The organism is Actinophytocola sp. (assembly GCF_050699915.1).
Classification (GTDB): domain Bacteria; phylum Actinomycetota; class Actinomycetes; order Mycobacteriales; family Pseudonocardiaceae; genus Actinophytocola.
The window spans coordinates 16,205-34,787 of sequence record NZ_JBOHGA010000046.1; the positions used below are offsets into that span (position 1 = coordinate 16,205).

Annotated in this window: 7 protein-coding genes; 3 read left to right on the forward strand and 4 right to left on the reverse strand. The window is 70.0% G+C overall.

Going from position 1 to position 18,583, the window contains the following annotated elements:
* Nucleotides 1–222: 222 nt before the first annotated feature.
* Both ACRDSK_RS11485 and ACRDSK_RS11490 read left to right on the forward strand, forming a co-directional pair.
* A complete protein-coding gene (locus ACRDSK_RS11485; protein ID WP_431440258.1) occupies nt 223–12,690 on the forward strand; it encodes a hemopexin repeat-containing protein in 12,468 nt (4,155 codons plus the stop codon).
* Between the two features lie 16 nt (nt 12,691–12,706).
* Entirely contained in the window at nt 12,707–15,430 is a 2,724-nt protein-coding gene (locus tag ACRDSK_RS11490; protein ID WP_431440249.1) for a hypothetical protein, read from the forward strand.
* Here the strand turns inward: ACRDSK_RS11490 and ACRDSK_RS11495 are convergent.
* The 4 genes from ACRDSK_RS11495 to ACRDSK_RS11510 all read right to left on the reverse strand — a co-directional run bounded on the left by ACRDSK_RS11495 (nt 15,415) and on the right by ACRDSK_RS11510 (nt 18,003).
* The gene (locus tag ACRDSK_RS11495; protein ID WP_431440260.1) at nt 15,415–15,801 is read right to left on the reverse strand and encodes a phosphotransferase enzyme family protein; all 387 of its coding nucleotides are present in this window, start codon (nt 15,799–15,801) and stop codon (nt 15,415–15,417) included. The two genes, ACRDSK_RS11490 and ACRDSK_RS11495, sit on opposite strands and share 16 nt — an antisense overlap.
* Nucleotides 15,802–15,804: 3 nt before the next feature.
* Nucleotides 15,805–16,743, reverse strand: coding sequence for a signal peptidase I (lepB, locus tag ACRDSK_RS11500; protein WP_431440262.1), 939 nt, complete (start codon nt 16,741–16,743; stop codon nt 15,805–15,807).
* A 341-nt stretch (nt 16,744–17,084) separates the two neighbouring features.
* The gene (locus ACRDSK_RS11505) at nt 17,085–17,540 is read right to left on the reverse strand and encodes a nuclear transport factor 2 family protein (protein ID WP_431440251.1); all 456 of its coding nucleotides are present in this window, start codon (nt 17,538–17,540) and stop codon (nt 17,085–17,087) included.
* Between the two features lie 10 nt (nt 17,541–17,550).
* Entirely contained in the window at nt 17,551–18,003 is a 453-nt protein-coding gene (locus ACRDSK_RS11510) for a carboxymuconolactone decarboxylase family protein (RefSeq protein WP_431440253.1), read from the reverse strand.
* A 74-nt stretch (nt 18,004–18,077) separates the two neighbouring features.
* On the opposite strand from ACRDSK_RS11510, the gene ACRDSK_RS11515 reads away from it, so the two are divergent.
* Nucleotides 18,078–18,583, forward strand: a 506-nt coding sequence (locus ACRDSK_RS11515; RefSeq protein WP_431440255.1) for a sigma-70 family RNA polymerase sigma factor, incomplete at its 3' end; no start/stop codon positions are given.

An 18,583-nucleotide genomic window follows, 5' to 3' on the forward strand; every position in this document is an offset into this window, starting at 1 on the left:
AATTCTGACCGGCCCCGGTCGCGGCGCCAAGTCGCACGGACCGTGTTCTACGTTACGTCTCGCACCAATTATTGTGCACGAGTAAATCAATCATGAAACCACGAATGCGCGCTTATGGGCTGGCGGACCTTGCAACTTTACGCTGGTGTTTTGCCTTGCGCTAGAACAGAATCAACGCGGCGACCGGTAGTTTTTCTCACCACCGTGAGGTGAATGGTGACCATGTCCAATGGCCTACCTCTGTCCGCATTTCTTCCCAGCTATCAGGAACTGTTCGGTGATTTCTCACCAATGAATGGCGATGACGGACGGTCGGTTTACTCGCCCGCCGCCTACCTCGCCGATCTGCTGGAGCTGGTCGACGACAACTTCGCGGTCTCTCCACTTCGCGAGCGACGGCCGGATCTCGCGGGCGTTCCGCTGGACTGGGCGAACAGCTACACCGAGGTGCCCTACCTGGACATCGTCAACGAGGTGCTCGCCCGGCGGGTCGGAAAGGACGCCGACACCACGTTGCGCACGCTGCGCCTGCCCGTGAACCTGCCCTTCTCCCTGCGCGCCGAGCGGTTCAAGGCCTACCTGCGCCGCTTCGAGGTCTCGCCGGACGAGCTCTACCGGCGGTTCGCCGTTCTGGCGGACGCCGACGTCGTCGCCCGGGAGTACCTCGGGTTGGCGGCCGACGACGTGCTCGCGATCACCGAGGTGGTCGGCGGCGCGCCGGCGCGGTTCGCCCAGTTGGCCGACGTGGAGCGGTTTCGGCAGGCCACCACGTTGAGCGCCACCGAAGTGCGGGAGCTGCTCTACCAGAACCTCGGCCCCGCCCAGCGCGCCGACGCCGCCGCCTTCTTCATCCATCAGGACGGCCCCTGCGTCACCCTCGACGACCAGGAGCAGCGGCTGCTCTGGGCCGGCGGCGACGGCGCCATCCCCGAGGAGTGGTTCGACCGGGTCACCCGGTTCGTGCGCCTGGCCCGCAAGACCGGCATGTCGCTCAGCGACCTCGACCTGGTCCTGCGCACCTGCTGCGGCAACGAGCTCGACGCCACCGCGCTGCGGATCGTCGCCGCGGTCACCGTGCTGCGGCGCGGGTTCGACCTTCCCGTCGACGTCGTGTGCAGCCTCGTCGCGCACCTGAACACGGTCGGGCTCGGCGACGAGGACCGGGCCGCCAGCCTGTTCAGCCGCGTCTTCGGCACGCTGCCCACCGCCACCGGGGACATCCTCGCCGAGGCGAACAAGCCCCTCCGGCGCTGGCTGGCGACCGTCCTGCCGTTGACCGAGGCCGACCTCGTCACGATCGTCACGCGGTACCGAAGCCGGCCCACGCCACGACAGTTCGAGCTCGGGCTCGCTGATCTCTCGCTGCTGCACCGGATCGGGTGTCTCACCTCCGTGCTCAACCTCTCCGTCGAGGAGCTCTTCCACCTCCTCGACGCGCTCGAGAGCGACCCCTCGATGCCGCGGTTCCCGGTGCCGATCGACACCGTGCCCGCCGACGCCGCGCCGAGCACGGACTACTACCGCGTCCTGGCCGGCGGCGCGCCGACCGCCGGCCTCTGGCTCATGCAGGTGCTGCTGACCACCGTGGGCTGGCTCCAGGCCGCCGGCCTCGACGGCGCCGAGCTCGTCCGCATCCTCGGCGGCCCGGCCGTCGCGCCGACCGAGGAGGACATCGAGGAGCAGCGCGAGCTCGAAGACCAGCTCCGCCAGCAGTTCGGCAACGTCGCCTTCCAACCCGACTGGCTCGCCTCCGACCGGTTCTCCCCGCGGGCCGCCGCCGTGCTCCACCGCGTGCTCGCCGCCCGCACCGACGGGGTCGTCTCCCAGCGCGACGCCCGGCTGCTGCGGGTCGACCGCGACGTCGCCGCGAAGGCGGCCTACCAGGGCCTCGTCGAGCTCTCCGCCGTCACCGCACAGGACTTCCGCGGGCTCGGGCTCGACGAGGGGCTGACCGCGAAGATCTTCGCCAACCTCGTCGTGCACGGCTATCTCGACAGCGACGGCCGGCTTGTGGAAGAACTGCTGGCCGACCCGGAGCTGGGCCTCACGACCGACTTCGACGACCTGCGCGACGGGGTCTTCTGGGCCATCAGCGCCCTCTGCGAGAACCCGCCCGCCTCCTTCTACCAGTCGGACCTGGCCGAGGTCGCCGAGCTGTCCGACACCGAGCTCGCCGAGCTGTACGACAACCTGGTCTTCCACGGCTACCTCGACAACGACGGCAACGTCTTCGACCCCGACTTCTTCACCAACCCGGACAACCTCGAGGCCTTCTCCGTCAGCCTCGACCTGTCCGTCGTCGAGGACACCGTGTTCGCGCGCCTGCGGGAGCGGGTCACGCGGTACACCGAGCAGCGGCTCGCCCTGGACCCCGAGATCTTCGCCGGGCTCGGTCTCACCGAGGCGCAGCGCACCGACCTGCTGGTCTCCCTGCGCTTCAACGGTTACCTCGACGCCGACAACCGCTACGTCGCCCCGGTCGCCCTCGACACGCTCGACCTCACCGGCTTCGGGCTCGCCGTCGAGTTCTACCCGTACCGCCGCGACGTCCTGGCGGCCATGCGCGCGCACCTAGAGACCTCCCGCGCCGAGTTCACCACGTTCGGACCGGCGGACTTCCAGGACATCGCCGACGACGCCATGGCCGGCTACGTCGTCGAACTGCTCGGCAACGGCTACCTCGTCGACGGGCACGTGCCCGAGGAGCTGCGACCCGAGCTGCTCGAGCCGAGCCCGGACCTGTGGCTGGCCGACGAGCTCACCGAGAGCGAGACCGCCACGGTCTTCCAGCAGCTCGCGGCGATTCTCACCGAACAGCAGGCCTACCAGCTCGACTTCACCGCGCTCACCGACCTCGAGTTCACCCTCGACGAGAGCGCCGAGCTGGTCGGCCTGCTCATCGCGGAAGGCCACCTCACTCCCGAGCTGACCATCCCCGAGGACCGGCTCTCCTTCTTCACCAACGTCAACAACGCGCTCACGTTCTCGCTCGAAGGGTTCGAGGACTACAGCGCCGACGTCTTCTTCCTGCTGTACAACGTCGCCGCCGAGCTGTCGGCCGGCGTCGCGGAGGTCGTCGACACGCTGGCCGGGGTGGCGCAGGAGCAGCTCGCCACGCTGGTCACGGTCCTGCGGGACGCCTTCGGTGTCGAGGCCATGGACGCCATCTGCCGCGCGGTCGCCGGCGACGGACCGGACGCGCTCGACGTCCTCGTCGCGCCGGTGCTGGCCACGGCCGGCGACGTGACCGACGCGCACTTCCGGGTGGCCTACCGGCGCATCCGCCGCTTCGCCCTGTTCGCGGCCAAGTTCGCCCTCGACCCCGCCGAGGTCACCGTTCTGTTCCAGGACCAGGACCTGGTCGGCAAGTTCCCGGAACCGCTCGCGCTCCCGCCCGGCGTCGACCGGTTCGACGCCCTGCTCGAGGACGCCGACGGCAAGGTCTACCTGTTCACCGAGCGGGGCTACTGGGCCTACGCCGCGCGGTCCTACGCGCTGGAGAACACCGATCCCCGACCGCTGACCGACCTCTCCCCCAGGTTCGCCGGACTGTCCATCGTGGACGCCGCGTTCACCGACGCCGCCGGCACCCGCTGGCTCGTCGGCCGGGACCGCGACAAGTACTCCCACGCGTTCACCAAGGCCCTCGGCACCACCTACTGGACCCGCAGCGAGCAGCTCTGGGGCCGGATCAGGAACAACTTCACCGACCCGGCGCGGATCGACACCGCCTTCGTCGACGACGCGGGTCGCGCCTACCTGTTCTGCGGCGACCAGTACGTCCGGTACTCCACCGCGGACTACACCTACGTCGACGAGGGCTACCCGCGCACGCTCGGCGAGTGGCGCGAGGACGAAGGCCCGCACGTCCGGCTCGCCGCGCACTTCCGGTTCGCGCTCGACGCGTCGTTCCAGGGCCTCGACGGCACCGTCCACCTGTTCAAGGACGACCGCTGCCTCGCGGTAGGTGGCGACGAGCAGCCGCTCGCGGACGTCTGGGGCCGGGTCCGCAACAGCTTCGACCAGGCCGAGCGCATCGACGCCGGCTACACCGTGGGCACCACCCAGTTCCTGTTCAGCGGTCCCCAGGTGGTCGGCTACACCGACGGCATCGAGAACAGCGGCGTACGGGTCGACGACGGCTCACCGCAACGGATCGAGGCCCTGCTCGGCGACGTGCCGCCCGAGTTCGAGAACGCCGTCGACGCCGCGCTGGTCGACGGCGCCGACGTGGTCCACCTGTTCAAGGACGGCCGGACGGTCGCGCTCACCGACGGGCCGAGGACCGTCGAGCCGACCAACCAGCGCTGGGGCGTGCTCGGCCCGGTGCTGCCCAGCGGCACCGTCGACGCCGCGTTCGTCGGCCTCGACGGGAAGACCTACCTGTTCAGCGGCGACCGGTACATCCGGTACTCGGGCGCCGACTACGCCGTGGTCGACGTCGGCTACCCGAGAAGGACGGCGGGCGACTGGGGCGGGCTCGACCACGTCACCGCCGCGTTCGTCCTCGACGGCCGCACCTACCTGTTCGGCACGGCCGGCGAGGCCGCGAACTACGTCCAGTACTCGACCAGGGACTACGCGACCCCGGACGCCGGCTTCCCGAAGCCGCTGCCGGACAACTGGTGGAACCTGCCCGTGGAGCTGGTGCCAGAGTTCGCCACCGTCGACGCCGTGTTCACCGGCCGGGACAAGCTCACCTACCTGTTCTCCGGCAACCAGTTCGTCGTCTTCGACAGCCTGCACCGCTGGTGGTCCGAGGTCAGGACGCTGTCCGCGAGCTGGGACAGTCTCCTCCCCTTCCAACACGTGGACGCCGCCTTCGTCGGCAGTGACGGCAAGACCTACGTGTTCGACCGCGGGCAGTACGTCCGCTACTCGACCGCCGACCTGACCCGGGTCGACGACCGCTACCCGGCCCCGATCGCGACCTTCTGGGGCAACGTCGTCAACAACATCGCCCGCACCGGGAAGGTGGACGCGGCGCTGGCCCTCGACTCCCCCGAGCCTCGCACCTACCTGTTCTCCGGCGACCAGTTCGTGCGCTACACCGGACACGCCTACACCACTGTCGACAACGGCTACCCGAAGAACCTCGCCTCGCTGAGGGAAGAGCCGCGGCTGGCCAATCTCGGTGTCGTCCTCGACCACGTCGACGCCGCGCTCGCCGACCAGCGCAACGTCTACCTCTTCTCCGGACGGGACTGCCACGTCGTGTCCGACGCCGCCTACCGCCGCTACGACCTCGGCATGCCCTCGGTCGGGTGTGCGTTCGTCGACGACGGCTCGGTGCTCGTGTCCGACGCCGGCGGTTGGCAGCGATACAGCGCCCTGGAGGGCCGGACCATCGCCCGGACACCGGTCCGGCCGCGCGCGCTGCGCACGGTGCCGGCCGAGTTCCGCGACGGGCCCGACGCCATCCTGCGGGGCACCGACGGGAACACCTACCTGTTCAAGGGCACCGCCTGCTTCAACACGGCGATGGGGCGCGCCTACCCGCTCGCCGAGGAGTGGGGCCGGGCCCGCAACAACGTCTACGAGGACAACACGGTCGACGCCGCGTTCGTCGGCCGGGACGGCAAGACCTACGTGTTCAGCGGCGACCAGTTCGTGGTGTACGGCGGCGAGACCTACCTCGGCGCCGAGGTCGAGGGCGAGCCCCGATCGGTGCCCGAACACTGGGCCGGACTGGAGAACGTGGCGCTCGCGTACGTCCACGGTGGCTACACGTTCCTGTTCGAGCGCCCGGACGACGAGGGCGGCATGCGGTACCTGGTCTACTCGGGCACCGACTACGGCCACCCTGACGAGGGCTCTCCGGCCGTCACCGACGCGTCCTTCTGGCCCATGCCGGACGACGCCCGGCCGGACGGGTTCGTCGCGCCCGACGCCGTGCTCACCGAGGGCCGCACCCTGTTGCTGGTCACCGGGGAGGAGTGCCTGCAGTACGACGACCTGACCGGCGAGTGGAACCGGCCCCGGCCGATCGACCGGATCTGGCCGGGCCTCGGCGAGCCGGCGATCCTGGCGGCGTTCACCGGCCGGGACGGGGCGGCGTACTTCTTCTTCGACGACGAGTTCACCCGGTACCACGAGCGGTCTCTCGCGCCGCGCCGGCAGATCCGCGAACAGTGGGGCCGCGCCCGCAACGAGTTCGCCGGCAAGGACGGCGCCGGCCGGGTCGACGCCGCGGTGGTGGTCGGCGAGGACACCACGTTCCTGTTCTCCGGCACCCAGTACGTGCGCTACACCGGCGACCGCTACCGCTATGTCGACGCCGGCTACCCCAAGCCGATCGCGACGAACCTGCGCGGCGAGCCGGAGTTCGCGGCGCTGCCCGAGTCGTTCGAGGACGTGCTGGGCGAGCGGCTCGACAGCGGGACCGCGCTCATCGACGCGGTCGTCGCGAACGAGCGCAACATCTACCTGTTCGTCGGCGCCGGGTGCCACGTGGTGTCCCGCGCGCTGACCGCCACCTACGACATCCGCACCTTCGGCAGGCTGCGCAACAACATCGCCGACGACCAGAAGGTCGACGCGGCGCTGGTCGCCGACGGCCGGACCTTCCTGTTCTCCGGGGACCAGTACGTCCGCTACTCCGGGCGCGACTACACGTTCGTCGACGACGGCTACCCACGCACCATCGAGTCCGCGCCGCCGGGCGAGCTGAGCACCACCGAGCTGCCCGAGCCGTTCCGGTACGGCATCGACGCCGCGTTCCACGGCAGCGACGACGTCACCTACCTGTTCGCCGGCAAGGAGTACGTGCGCGCGGACGGCTCGGCGCCTCGGCCGGTCACCGAGCTGTGGGGCAAGGTCGCCAACGCCTTCACCGACGGCCACGACCACTACACCCGGCCGAACACCGTCGACGCAGCGCTGGTGGCGCCGACCGGTGAGCTGTACGCCTTCCGCGGCGGCCAGTTCGTCCGCTACCAGCCGGGCCGGCTCGAGCTGGCCGAGGAGGGCTACCCGAGGACGATCCGGGACGACTGGGGCGACCTGCCGGCGTACCTCGAGACCGGGATCACCGGTGCGTTCACCTTCGAGGGCCGCGGCTACCTGATGAAGGACAACCAGTACGTCCGCTACTCCGGTGGCGGCTACGCCGAGATCGACCGCACCTTCCCGCAGACCTTCCGCGAGCGGTGGGCGAACACCGCGGACTACCGGCTGTCCGACGTGCTCACGATGGTCCGGTTCCTCGACCTCGCGCGCACGAAGGCCCCGGGCCTCGCGCAGTTCCTGCGGACCGGCGCGGCGGACCCGTACACGCTGCTGTCCGGACTCTTCGGCTGGGACGCCGACGAGCTGAGATGGCTCAAGCGGCACGGCGGTTTCCTGCCGTCGGGTGGCGCACCCGAGTACCGGTTCGAGCTCGAGTTCCTGCTCGCGGCGACCGGCATGTTCGAGCTGGCCGGCAAGCTGGGCAGCACACCGTCCCGGCTGCACGCCGACGTGTGGGCGCGGGTGTACGGCGACCGCGGCGGCACACTCGCGTTCGACGACGCCCTCACTGTCCTCAGTGGACTACTGGCCAAAGCGCACGGCGCCGAGTGGCCCACGGTCGAGCGGGAGATCCACGACGAGCTGAACCTGCTCCGCCGCGACGCGCTGGTGTCGGCCGTCGTGGCCGAGACGGGCTCGCTCGTCACCACCCGCGACCTGTTCGAGTACCTGCTGGTCGACGTGGACATGGGCAGTGCGGCCCGGACCTCGAAGGTCCGCGAGGCGATCGCGGCCACCCAGCTCTACCTGCACCGCTACCTGCTCAACCTCGAGGACGTCACCGTCCGGGAGGGCGACGACGAGCAGGACACCAGACGCAGGTTGAAGCGCTGGTGGCAGTGGATGCGGGCCTACCGCGTGTGGGAGGCCAACCGGAAGGTCTTCCTGTACCCGGAGAACTACCTGCGGCCCGAGCTGCGTGGCGCGAAGACCCCCGCGTTCCAGCAGCTCCAGGACGACCTGCTGCAGGGCGAGGTCACCTCGGACGCGGTGGTGCGCTCGTACAAGCGCTACCTCGACGAGTACACCGAGGTGTCCCGGCTGGCCATCGCGGGCGGGTACGTCTACCCCAAGGAGGGCGCGGACTCGCAGACCCGCAACCTGGTGCTGTTCGGCACCACGCGCACGGACCCGCGTCGCTACTACTACCGGTACGCCGAGATCCGCGGCGTCACCAAGCTGTCGACGACCTGGGAGCCGTGGCTGAAGGTCGGCGTCCAGATCGACTCGGACGACGTGTCGCCGATCCACGCCTTCGGCCGGGTGTTCGTGTTCTGGGCGACCTCCGAGTCGAGCACGCCCACCAGCTCGTCGGCGACCATCGAGGTCAAGAAGGTCGACGACACCCAGCAGGTCTCGAACACCGCGGCCACCAACCGGGTCAAGCTGTGCTACTCGTTCCTCGACCTGAACGGGGAATGGCTGCCGGTGCAGTCCCGCACTGTCGACACGGGGCTGCCCGGGTCGGTCAGCGGGCTGAAGGTCGCGGTGCGGCTGTCGGAGACGGGTACGCCGGAGGACCGGCACACGTCGATCGTGATCACCGCCTCGTGCTCGATCGGCATACTCGTCCCGATCCTGCCGGCATTCCGGTGGACCGCCGAGTTCTCCCTGCCGCCCGAGCTGAACCTCAGCCAGCTGTCCACCAGTGTGGTGCCGGGCATGATCGTCGACCCGAAGCAGGACACCGGCCTGCGGGAGGAGATCTTCGACCCCGCGCCGACGAACCGGATCGGCGACGCACGGGTCGTCGAGTTCAACAGCACGTCCGGCGACTCGAGCTGGTTCAGCATCGACCACCGGGGCGGCAGCTTCCTGTTCCGGCCCGGCGCCGCGCTCATGGACGAGCGCGTCCAGCCGACCGGGCTGGCGCACAACGGAGACGACCTGCCGACGTGGCGCCGGATTTCCGCCGCGGTCGAGCTGCCGAACGGGACCCGGTTGTTCTTCATCAACTTCCGGACCCGGCCGAGCCGGTACATCGAGTGGCCGCGCGGCGGGTCGGCGACGGACGAGGAGCCGATCCGCAACCGCTGGAAGCTGCCCTCGGTCGACGCGGCCTACGCCGTCGGCGAGCGGCTGTACCTGGTCAGCGGCGGCGCCCTCTACCGGTACAGCCTGGCAACGGACCGGCGGCGCATCGTGCCGGACGTGCTGGACGACGGGTATCCGAAGCCGCTCGCGCATGCCGTCGACGCGGTGTTCAAGCGCGACGGCTGGCTGTTCGTCTTCGGCGGTTCGGAGTACACGCGGATCAGCGCCGACGTCGAGCTGGACGCGGCGACGGTGTCCTGGCGGCCGATCAAGGGCAACTGGGGCGGCCTGCCCGTCGCCTTCGCCTCGACGATCGACTCGATGTTGGACAGCGTCGACGGCCTGTTCGTCTTCAAGGGCGGCGAGTACGTCCGCTACGACAAGGATGCCGGCACGGACACCGCCGACGACACCGACCCGGTGCGGCCATACGACCGCACGGCGCTGATGTACGAGATCGTCCGGCTGACCACCGGCACCGCGCACAAGCTCAACGAGCGGCTGCTGACGGGCGGGGTGGCCGCGCTGCTCCACCCGCGCACCCAGGAGTACGACGAGGTGCCGACGTTCAGCACGACGTTCTCGAACGACACCACGATCCAGGTCAACGGGGACCGGGTCGACGAGTCGCAGGTGCCGACCAGCACGCACCTGGACTTCGACAGCGCGAACGGCATCTACTACTGGGAGATCTTCTTCCACGCGCCGCTGCTGATCGCGCAGGCGCTCAACGGCGCGCAGCGGTTCGAGGAAGCCCGACAGTGGTACGAGTACGTGTTCGACCCGACCCAGCACGCGAGCTACTGGCGGTACCTGCCGTTCCTCGCGGTCGACCCGACCGCGCTGGCCGCGAGCTGCCGGGCCGACCTGTTCGCGCTGGCCGGCCAGGAGGCCGACGCGGAGGCACTGACCAAGGCCGGGCTCGACGTCGCCACGCTGCGCGGCCTGCTCGAGCCGCTGCTGGTCGTGGTGGACCGGGTCGCGCCGCTGTTCCGGATCCGCCAGCAGCTGGACGACGCCCAGACCGCGGACTTCGCGACGCTGTCCGCGGCGACCGTGCACGAGACCGTCGCGAAACGGCTGACGTCACTGACCGCGTCGGTCGGCGACGAGAGCCGCGCGGCACTGGTCAATCTGCGAGAGAAGGCCGCGATCGTCGCCGGGCTGCCTCGCCAGCACGGGCTCCTCGGTGACCCGGTCAAGCTGATCAACGCCTACCAGGACGACCCGTTCGACCCGCACGCGATCGCCGCGCTGCGCCCGGTCGCCTACCGCCGCGCGGTCGTCATGGCCTATGTGGACAACCTGCTCGACTGGGGGGACATGCTGTTCCGCCAGTACACGCCCGAGAGCGTCGACGAGGCACGGATGCTCTACATCTTCGCCTACGACCTGCTCGGCACGCGGCCGGAGACGCTCGGCACCCGGCTGCTCCCGCCGGCGCAGAGTCTCGAGGGACTCGAGGCCGAGGCCAAGCCGGGCGAGCTGGACCTCCGGTCCGCGCTCACCAACGACGGCGCGCTGCTGCGCGACGCCGGCGAGGTGCACGCGAGCGTCGCGAACCGGTACTTCTCGATCCCGGGCAACGGCGTGTTCGCGGACTACTGGGTGCGGGTCGAGGACCGGCTGCGCAAGATCCGGCTGTCCCAGAACATCCTGGGCATCAGCCAGCCGCTGCCGCTGTTCGCGCCGCCGATCGACCCGATGGCGCTGGTCGAGGGCGCGGCGACCGGAGCGGACCTGGGCCGGCTCGGCCAGGACGCGGCCGTGCCGGTGCCGCACTACCGGTTCAGCTTCCTGCACCGCAAGGCCCAGGACCTAGTCGAGAAGGTCCGGGGGCTCGGCAGCGACCTGCTAAGTGTGCTGGAACGGGAGGACGGCGAGGCGCTGAGCCTGCTGCGCAACCGGCAGGAGGGCACGATCCTCGCGATGACGCGGGCGATCAAGGACGCCCAGGTGGTGGCCGCCGAGGCGGACGTCGCCGAGCTGGTGGCGAGCCAGGACGGCGCGACGAAACGGTTGGCGTACTACGAGAAGCTGGTCGACGACGGGCTCTTGCCGTTGGAGAGCGCGCAGATCGGCACGATGGCGTTCGCCGGCGCCGCGCACCTGTACTCGGGCGCCAACCGGATCGGCGCCGCCTTCGCCTACGGCATGCCCCAAGCGCTGCTCGGCCCGTTCATCATGGGCACCGAGATCGGCGGGAAGCAGGCCGGCAAGATCTTCGACAAGACCTCGGAGATCTGGGAGTCGCTCGGCGAGGGCTTCAGCGTCATCGGCGAGCTGCTCGGCGTCCGCGCCGGCCAGGAGCGGTCGATGGCCGAGTGGAGGTCGCAGCGGGACACCGCGGAGGCCGACCTGAACCAGATCGAGCAGCAGCTGACGAGCGCGCGCCAGCAGCTGGCGATCGCCGAGCGGGAGCGGGACATCCTCGCCGCGGAGATCGGGCACAACGAGGCGGAGGCGACGTTCCTCACCGGCAAGTTCACCAACGCCGAGCTCTACCAGTGGCTGTCCGGGCGTCTCGCGGAGACGTACTTCCAGGCCTACAACCTGGCGTACGAGATGGCGCGGTCGGCCGAGCGGGCGTTCCAGTTCGAACGCGGGTCCACCGACGGCGACACCCGCTACATCCGACCGTCCTACTGGGACAGCCGGCGGAATGGGCTGCTCGCCGCGGAGGGCCTCGGCCTCGACCTGGAACGGCTGGGCAAGGCCTACCTCGACGAGGACAACCGGGACCTGGAGATCACCAAGCCGGTGTCGCTGCTCGAGCTGGACCCGGTCGCCCTGCTGCGGATGCAGAAGGAGGGCCACTGCGAGTTCTCGCTGTCGGAGGCGTTGTTCGACTACGACTTCCCCGGCCACTTCCGGCGCCAGGTCCGCACGGTGGCGGTCGCGTTCGTCGACGAGGACGGGCAGCCACTCGCGGTCAACGCCACGCTGAGCCAGTTGGGACACAAGACGGTCGTGGCCGCCGAGGCCAAGGCGGTCAAGTATCTCCTCGACCCGAAGGGCCCGGTGCCCGCGACGGTGCGCGTCGACTGGCGGGCAGGCCAGCGGATCGCACTGTCCCCTGTGGACGAGGGCGCGCTGAACAACGGCCTGTTCGAGCTGCGCTACGACGACGACCGGTATCTGCCGTTCGAGGGCACCGGCGCGGTCTCCACCTGGCGCCTGGAGCTGGCCGGCCGCCGGCCGGCCGAGCTGCACGACGTCGTGGTCACCGTCCGGTACACCGCGGAGGCCGGTGACCAGGTGTTCACCAACGCCGTCAAGGGGATGCTGAAGGCGTATCCCGCGGCGCGGTTCCTCGACGTGGCCACCGAGTTCCCGCAGGAGTGGGAGGAGTTCCTCGCGACCGACACCCGTCAGCTCACGCTGCCCATCGGTCCGGAGCTGTTCCCGAACATGAGCAGCCGCCAGATCACCGGCATCTACCCGAAGTACGACCTGGCGAACGGCGGCACGGCCCGGTTCGTGCTGAACGGCGACATGAACGTCCCGCTCACCGACGGGAAGCTGGTGCCGACGCCGGGCCTGCGCCTCGCCGGCGACGAGGAGTCCGGCTGGGTCCTCGCGCTGGACGGTGACAAGGAAGCACTGACGAACCTCGGACTGGTCCTGACGTACAAGGCCGGCGTGTAGCCGCGGGAGACTCATCATGGGCAAGAAGAAGCAGAAGACCAAGAAGGACAAGGCCAGCGCCGGCTCGTCGTCGAAGAAGCTGACCACCACCCGCGATCCGGTGAAGACGACCACGATGGTGCTGCGGAGCGCCACTAAGCGGGCGGCGGCGGAGAAGTTGCGGACCAAGGTCGAGAGCGGCGAGCTCGGGCTCGACGACACCGGCGAACTGGTACCGACCGAACGGCGCAAGAAGAAGGCGCCCGCCAAACCGAAGGCCGCTCCGGTCAGGAAGACTACCGCGCGCCAACGCAGGCCGAGGGTCGTCGCGCCGCCATCCGACCCGGACACGCACGGCCTAGGCGGGAACGCGAGGGCCAACCAGGCCTTCCGGGACCTCGTCGCCGCGGAGCCCACGCACGTCATCACCCCGGAGAACTACCTGACCGAGCTGGCCGCGAGCCTCAGCCAGAACCGGCCGATCTCCTTCGTCGTGAACATCATCCTGCCCGCCAAGGACTCGGGTGACATCGTCGCCGTCGTCGACGCGATCATGGACGGCGCCGTGGGCATGGACACACGGGTGGCCTTCGTCTTCGGGATCAACGCCAGGACGGCCCAGGCGGCCGAGCTGAGCGAGGCATGGAAGGCGGCGGAGACGGCGATCGCCGGCCACCGGCTGCCGATCGCGGTGCTCAAGGACACCTTCAGTGTCTCGAAGTTCCCCTACGGCACGATGCGCAACAACGTGCTGCAGAGCAAGGCGACCGCCGACGTCACCAAGGCGCTCTACGGCAAGGGCTCCCATCCGTACATCTCGGTCCAGGACTTCGACACGGCCAGCCGCGAGGTGCCGTCGGGCGTCCACGTGTTCAACTACTTCGCCAGCAAGCTGGCCGGCGTCGACCCGCTGAACCCGTGGCAGCGGATCCCGATCCGTCCGCTGATGGTGTCCGGCGGCTACCGGCTCGGCGAAGGCACCACCCTGCCCGAGGGCGAGGGCGCCATGACGGAGGACGAGCTCACCACGCACGTCAGCGAGGACATGCTCACCAGGGAGAAGCTGTCCGAGGTCCACCCGCTGCTGCCCTACTCGCCCGAGCCCAACCTGTACATCGACGGGACCTTGCTCCTGGCCGGGGGCAAGCAGCTCGCGTTCGGTGACGGCGGGGCCGAGTTCGGCGCGCTGTCGAAGATCCTGAACTCCCGCTACACCGCCGAGCTCGCCAAGATGGGCACCACCCCGCCGATCGTCGAGCTGGAGGAGTCGAGCGAGGTCGACATGGCCGAGGACGCACCCCCGTCGGAGTCCTCCACCACGACGACCACCACTCCGACGACCACCATGCCGAACGACGAGATGGCCCTCGAGGTCTCGGAGACGGAACCGTTGACAGGCCCGGTGCCGCTGGACTCCTACATCGGGGATCCGCCAGACAGGTCGGAGACCGGACCGGATCTCGAGCTGGTCCCCACGCTGATCAAGCCGCCGGTCCGAACGACCGAGTCCTTCTTCGACCCGACGGTCGATACGGACGTCCTGCAGGACCTCGACAAGACCGAGCAACGCAGCTTCGTCCAGGGCTTCGCCGAGACCGTCCGGCACCCCGTCCGCGGTGTGCCGTTCCTGACCGACTTCATCGACGGCTCGATCGAGACCGACCTCACGCGCATCGCGGCCGCCCTGGAGACGGGCTGGAGCGAGAAGCAGGAGGCCTACTCGAAGCACAAGCTGGCGCAGACCCACGTCCCGCCGGCCAAGGCGGCGGGCCGGATCTTCGCGGTCCGCGACACGGCGGAGGGCACCAGCCTGACGACGTACGGCACGCGACGGGTGTCCGACCCGGTCGGGATCAAGATGGTCGAACCGCCGCCGGAGGACGAGGAGTCGGTGAGCGAGGACATGGAGGCGGAGCCCGAGCGCGACTGGGACGACGTGCGGCCGATGAAGGTCAACACCGACGGCATGCGGCTGACGTCCCGCGACACGACACAGGTCTGGGCGCCGCCGACCAAGGCGCTCAAGACCATGGTGGGCGCCACCCCGTTCCTGGGCACGAAGGTGCCGGGTGAGCGAGGAAAGGGCGAGCCCGGCAAGAAGTACGACCGGCTGAGCGGGGCGGTCTCGGGTGAGCTGGCGAGGCCGTTCTCCCGGATCTACACCGGAATTCCGCCGAGCCAGACGGCGCTGTCCCTGCACACGGTGGCGTTGTCCAACCCGACCAGGAGCACGATTCGCAAGCTGGAGCAGCTCTCGGGCGCGATCTCCGGCAGCGTCGCGGAGGGCAGCGTGTACGACGCCGTCGGCAAGGCCCTCGGCAAGAACGCCGACGGGTTGCGGAAGGGAGTCATCGGGACCGCCACCGCACAGCTCAAGCAGGAGGACAAGTCCACGTCCCTGTCGAGTCAGCCGCTCACCACGTTCCTCGTGAAGACGCCCATGAGCGACGGCGACCTCACGGTTGCGCTCGCGCAGCACCGGACCTGGGTGGTCCCGCTGCCGGGCCCGTCGCGCAGCACCACCTCCGAGTTCCTGACCGGAGACACCGAGCGTGCGCGCAACGCCTACGGGATGGCGATGCGACTGCTCGCCAACCACCTGAAGTGCGCCATCCACGTCTACGGCTCCGACGGGAGCGGGCCGGTCGCGTACGCGCCACTCGACTTCGGCGACGGGGCCACAAGGGACCCGGTGAGCATCACCGACCGGGTGACGATCGACGACGACGGTCAGGAGAGGCACTTCTACACGAGGCGGTGAGCTACCCGAGCGAGACGTGTCCGTCGTAGGTCCCGTGGTCGAGGTAGCTTCGCATGCGCCGACGGGGGCAGCGGCCGGACCGAGCGGTAGCCGTCGAGGAAGCCGGCGGCGAAACGCAGGAAGGCCGTGCGGTCGTCCAGGCAGGTGCGCGGCATCGAGGAGAGCACGGTGGCGACGTCGAGCAGGTAGTACCCCCACCCGCTGTCGTCGAAGTCGATCACGGCCGGCTCGCCGGCCGGGGTGCGCACCACGTTCCCCCGGTGCAGATCGGCGTGGATCAGCCCCCAGTCGTCCGGGCCCGGCGACGGCAGCCGCTCGCGCACCTCGTCGGCCGCCGCGCGCAGCCGCCGCTGGTGGGTGTCCTCGGCGATCTCCTACCGCCGGTCGGGGTCGGGTCGGAGCCGCCACCGCAGCCGCCGGGTGAGCCACAGCATGGGCCAGGCGGCGACGAGTCCGAACCCGGCCGGCAGGCCCTCCTGCCAGGCGGGCGCGCCCAGCGCGAACGGGATGCCGCCCTGCGGGTTGTGGTCGCCGACGCCCTGCCAGCGCGAGGGCGGCAGCACCACGAACCGCGCCTTGCCGATCACCTTGTCGAGCGGCACGACGCCGCGGATGCCGCCGCCGCCCTGGAAACGGGAGTCCTGCGAGCCGTTGCGGTTGTCGCCCATGACCCAGAGGGTGCCCTCGGGCACGAGCACCGGCTCGAAGTGCTGCTGGGTGTTCGGTTTGCCGCCGTCCCAGTAGACGTACGGCTCCTGGAGCGGGCGGCCGTCGACCAGGACGCGCATCCTGTTGTCGCAGCACTGGACGGTCTGGCCGCCGACCGCGACGACCCGCTTGACGAAGTCGCGCTCGTTCGGCGGCGCCAGGCCGACCAGGGCGCCGACCGAGCGCAGTGCGTTGGTGACGGCGTTGCCCGACACCGGCACCCCGCCGTCCTCCTCCGTCCAGCTGTTCGGGCCCTCGAAGACGACGACGTCGCCGGGCGACGGGTCGGTGAACCGGTAGGTGAGCTTGTCCACCAGGACGCGGTCGGCGGTGCAGCCGGGGCAGCCGTGCAGCGTCTTCTCCATCGACCCGGACGGGATCGAGTAGACCCGGCCCAGGAACTGCTGGATCAGGAAGGTCAGCAGCAGCGCGACCGCGAACAGCGTCAGCAGCTCCTGCCAGATCGGCTTCTTGCGCGGCGGCCGGCGGTGCTTGCCCCGCTTGGCGGCGTCGCCCTCGGATCGCGCTGAGCGCTCGGCGCGCTGGGAGCGCTCCGGAAGCGTCTCCTCCGGCAGCTCGTCGTCCGGCAGCTCGTCGTCCGGCAGCTCGTCCTCTGGAAGTTCGTGCTCCGGAGGTTCGTAGTCCGGGCGGAGATCCTCCGGGCGAGGGTCCTCCGGACGGGGTTGCGCTGGACGCGTCTCCCTCGGGTAGCGGTCGGCGGGACGACTCGGGGCGTCCGGCCGACTTGACATCGTCTCGATGAGGTCATCGATCCGCGGGATGACGTCGGTTCGCTCCGGGTCGTCCTCCGGCGACTGCGCGTGCACGGGGATGGCCACGATACAAAGTTACGGGAAGCGCCGCTGACCGGGTGTTAAGTCCCGAACCGGGAGGTCAGCCCGGGCGGCTGTCCCGATTGGACACCCCCGGGCTGACCGGCGGCCGGTCAGGGGTCGCTCGTCGCGTGTGGCGGCGAGCCCGTCAGCGGAGTGGTGTCGAGGTACTTGACCTCGTCGACGCGTTCGGCGAACCGCCAGCCGTCCGCAGTCCGCTGGTAGCGGTCGTGATAGACGGAGTAGTTGAGGTGTGAGCCGCCCTCGCGTGTCTGTCCGAAGCTCAGGACGTAGGCGCGGCCGGACGCGGTGTCGCCGTCGAGCCGGATCATGCCCGGGTGCGGCGCCTGAAGGAGGTAGGCCCAGAAACCCTCCAGCAGCCGCTCGACCCCGGCGCGGATCTCGTCCCTGCCGTCGAACCGGGCGTCGACCGCGGGGATCCGCCACACCGCGTCCGGCGTGAACAGCGCCGCCAGGCGGTCGAAGTCACGCATCATCCCCGCGTCCGCGAACTCACCGCGCAGCGCCTCGATCTCGACGCGGTCGGCGATGGCCTGTGGGTCGCTCATCGGATCCTCCCTACCACTCCCCCGCCACCTGGCGGGTCGTCACGTTCAGGCGGTTCCAGGCGTTGATCAAGGTGAGCTGAACGACCAGGGCCTTCAGCACCGGCTCCTCGAACTGCCGCGCGGCCTCGTCGTAGACCTCGTCGGGCACCGGGTCGTCGCGGTCGGCGAGCCGGGTCACCGCCTCGCTCAGCGCCAGGGCCGCCCGCTCGGCGTCGGTGTAGAACGGTGCGTCACGCCAGGCCGAGACGGCCGAGATCCGCTCCTCGCTCTCCCCCGCCTTCCGCAGGTCGCGCGCGTGCATGACCACGCACACGCTGCAGCCGTTGAGCTGGCTGGCCCGCAGGTTGACGAGCTCGGCGGTGGTCTTCGGCAGACCACCCCTCGAGACGGCCTTCGCCAGCGCCTGCAGCCCGTCCATGACGCCTGGGACGCTCAGGGCCGGGTGCTCCATCCGTGCTTGCATGGGTGTCTCCTTGTCACATCGATCGGTTTCGAGGTGTCAGTAGGACGACACAGCAGAACGCGGGAGTGTGACCGATGACCGAGCCAGACCGGCTCACGGAGAGCTTCGAGCAGAACCGGACCCGCCTGCGGGCAGTGGCCTACCGGATGCTCGGTTCGTTCGCCGAGGCCGACGACGCCGTTCAGGAGACCTGGGTACGCCTGAACCGCACGGATGCCAGCGGCGTCGACAACCTCGGCGCCTGGCTGACCACCGTCGTCTCGCGCGTGTGCCTGAACGTGCTGCGCTCGCGCCGGACGCGGCGTGAGGAGCCCATCGGCGTACACGTGCCCGACCCCATCGTCAGCCGCACGGACGGGACGAGCCCCGAGGACGAGGCGCTGCTGGCCGACGCGGTCGGGCTCGCGCTGCACGTCGTGCTCGACACGCTGACCCCCGCCGAACGGCTGGCGTTCGTCCTGCACGACATGTTCGACCTGTCCTTCGCCGACATCGCCCCCATCGTGGGGCGCACCCCGGCCACGGCGCGCCAGCTCGCCAGCCGGGCGCGGCGCCGGGTGCGCGGCACCGACGCCCAGGC

Excerpts from the sequence above, each read along its gene's own strand:
- ACRDSK_RS11505 (WP_431440251.1), bottom strand. The coding sequence starts at position 17,540 with ATGAGCGACCCACAGGCCATCGCCGACCGCGTCGAGATCGAGGCGCTG.
- ACRDSK_RS11490 (WP_431440249.1), top strand. The coding sequence starts at position 12,707 with ATGGGCAAGAAGAAGCAGAAGACCAAGAAGGACAAGGCCAGCGCCGGC.
- ACRDSK_RS11485 (WP_431440258.1), top strand. The coding sequence starts at position 223 with ATGTCCAATGGCCTACCTCTGTCCGCATTTCTTCCCAGCTATCAGGAA.
- ACRDSK_RS11510 (WP_431440253.1), bottom strand. The coding sequence starts at position 18,003 with ATGCAAGCACGGATGGAGCACCCGGCCCTGAGCGTCCCAGGCGTCATG.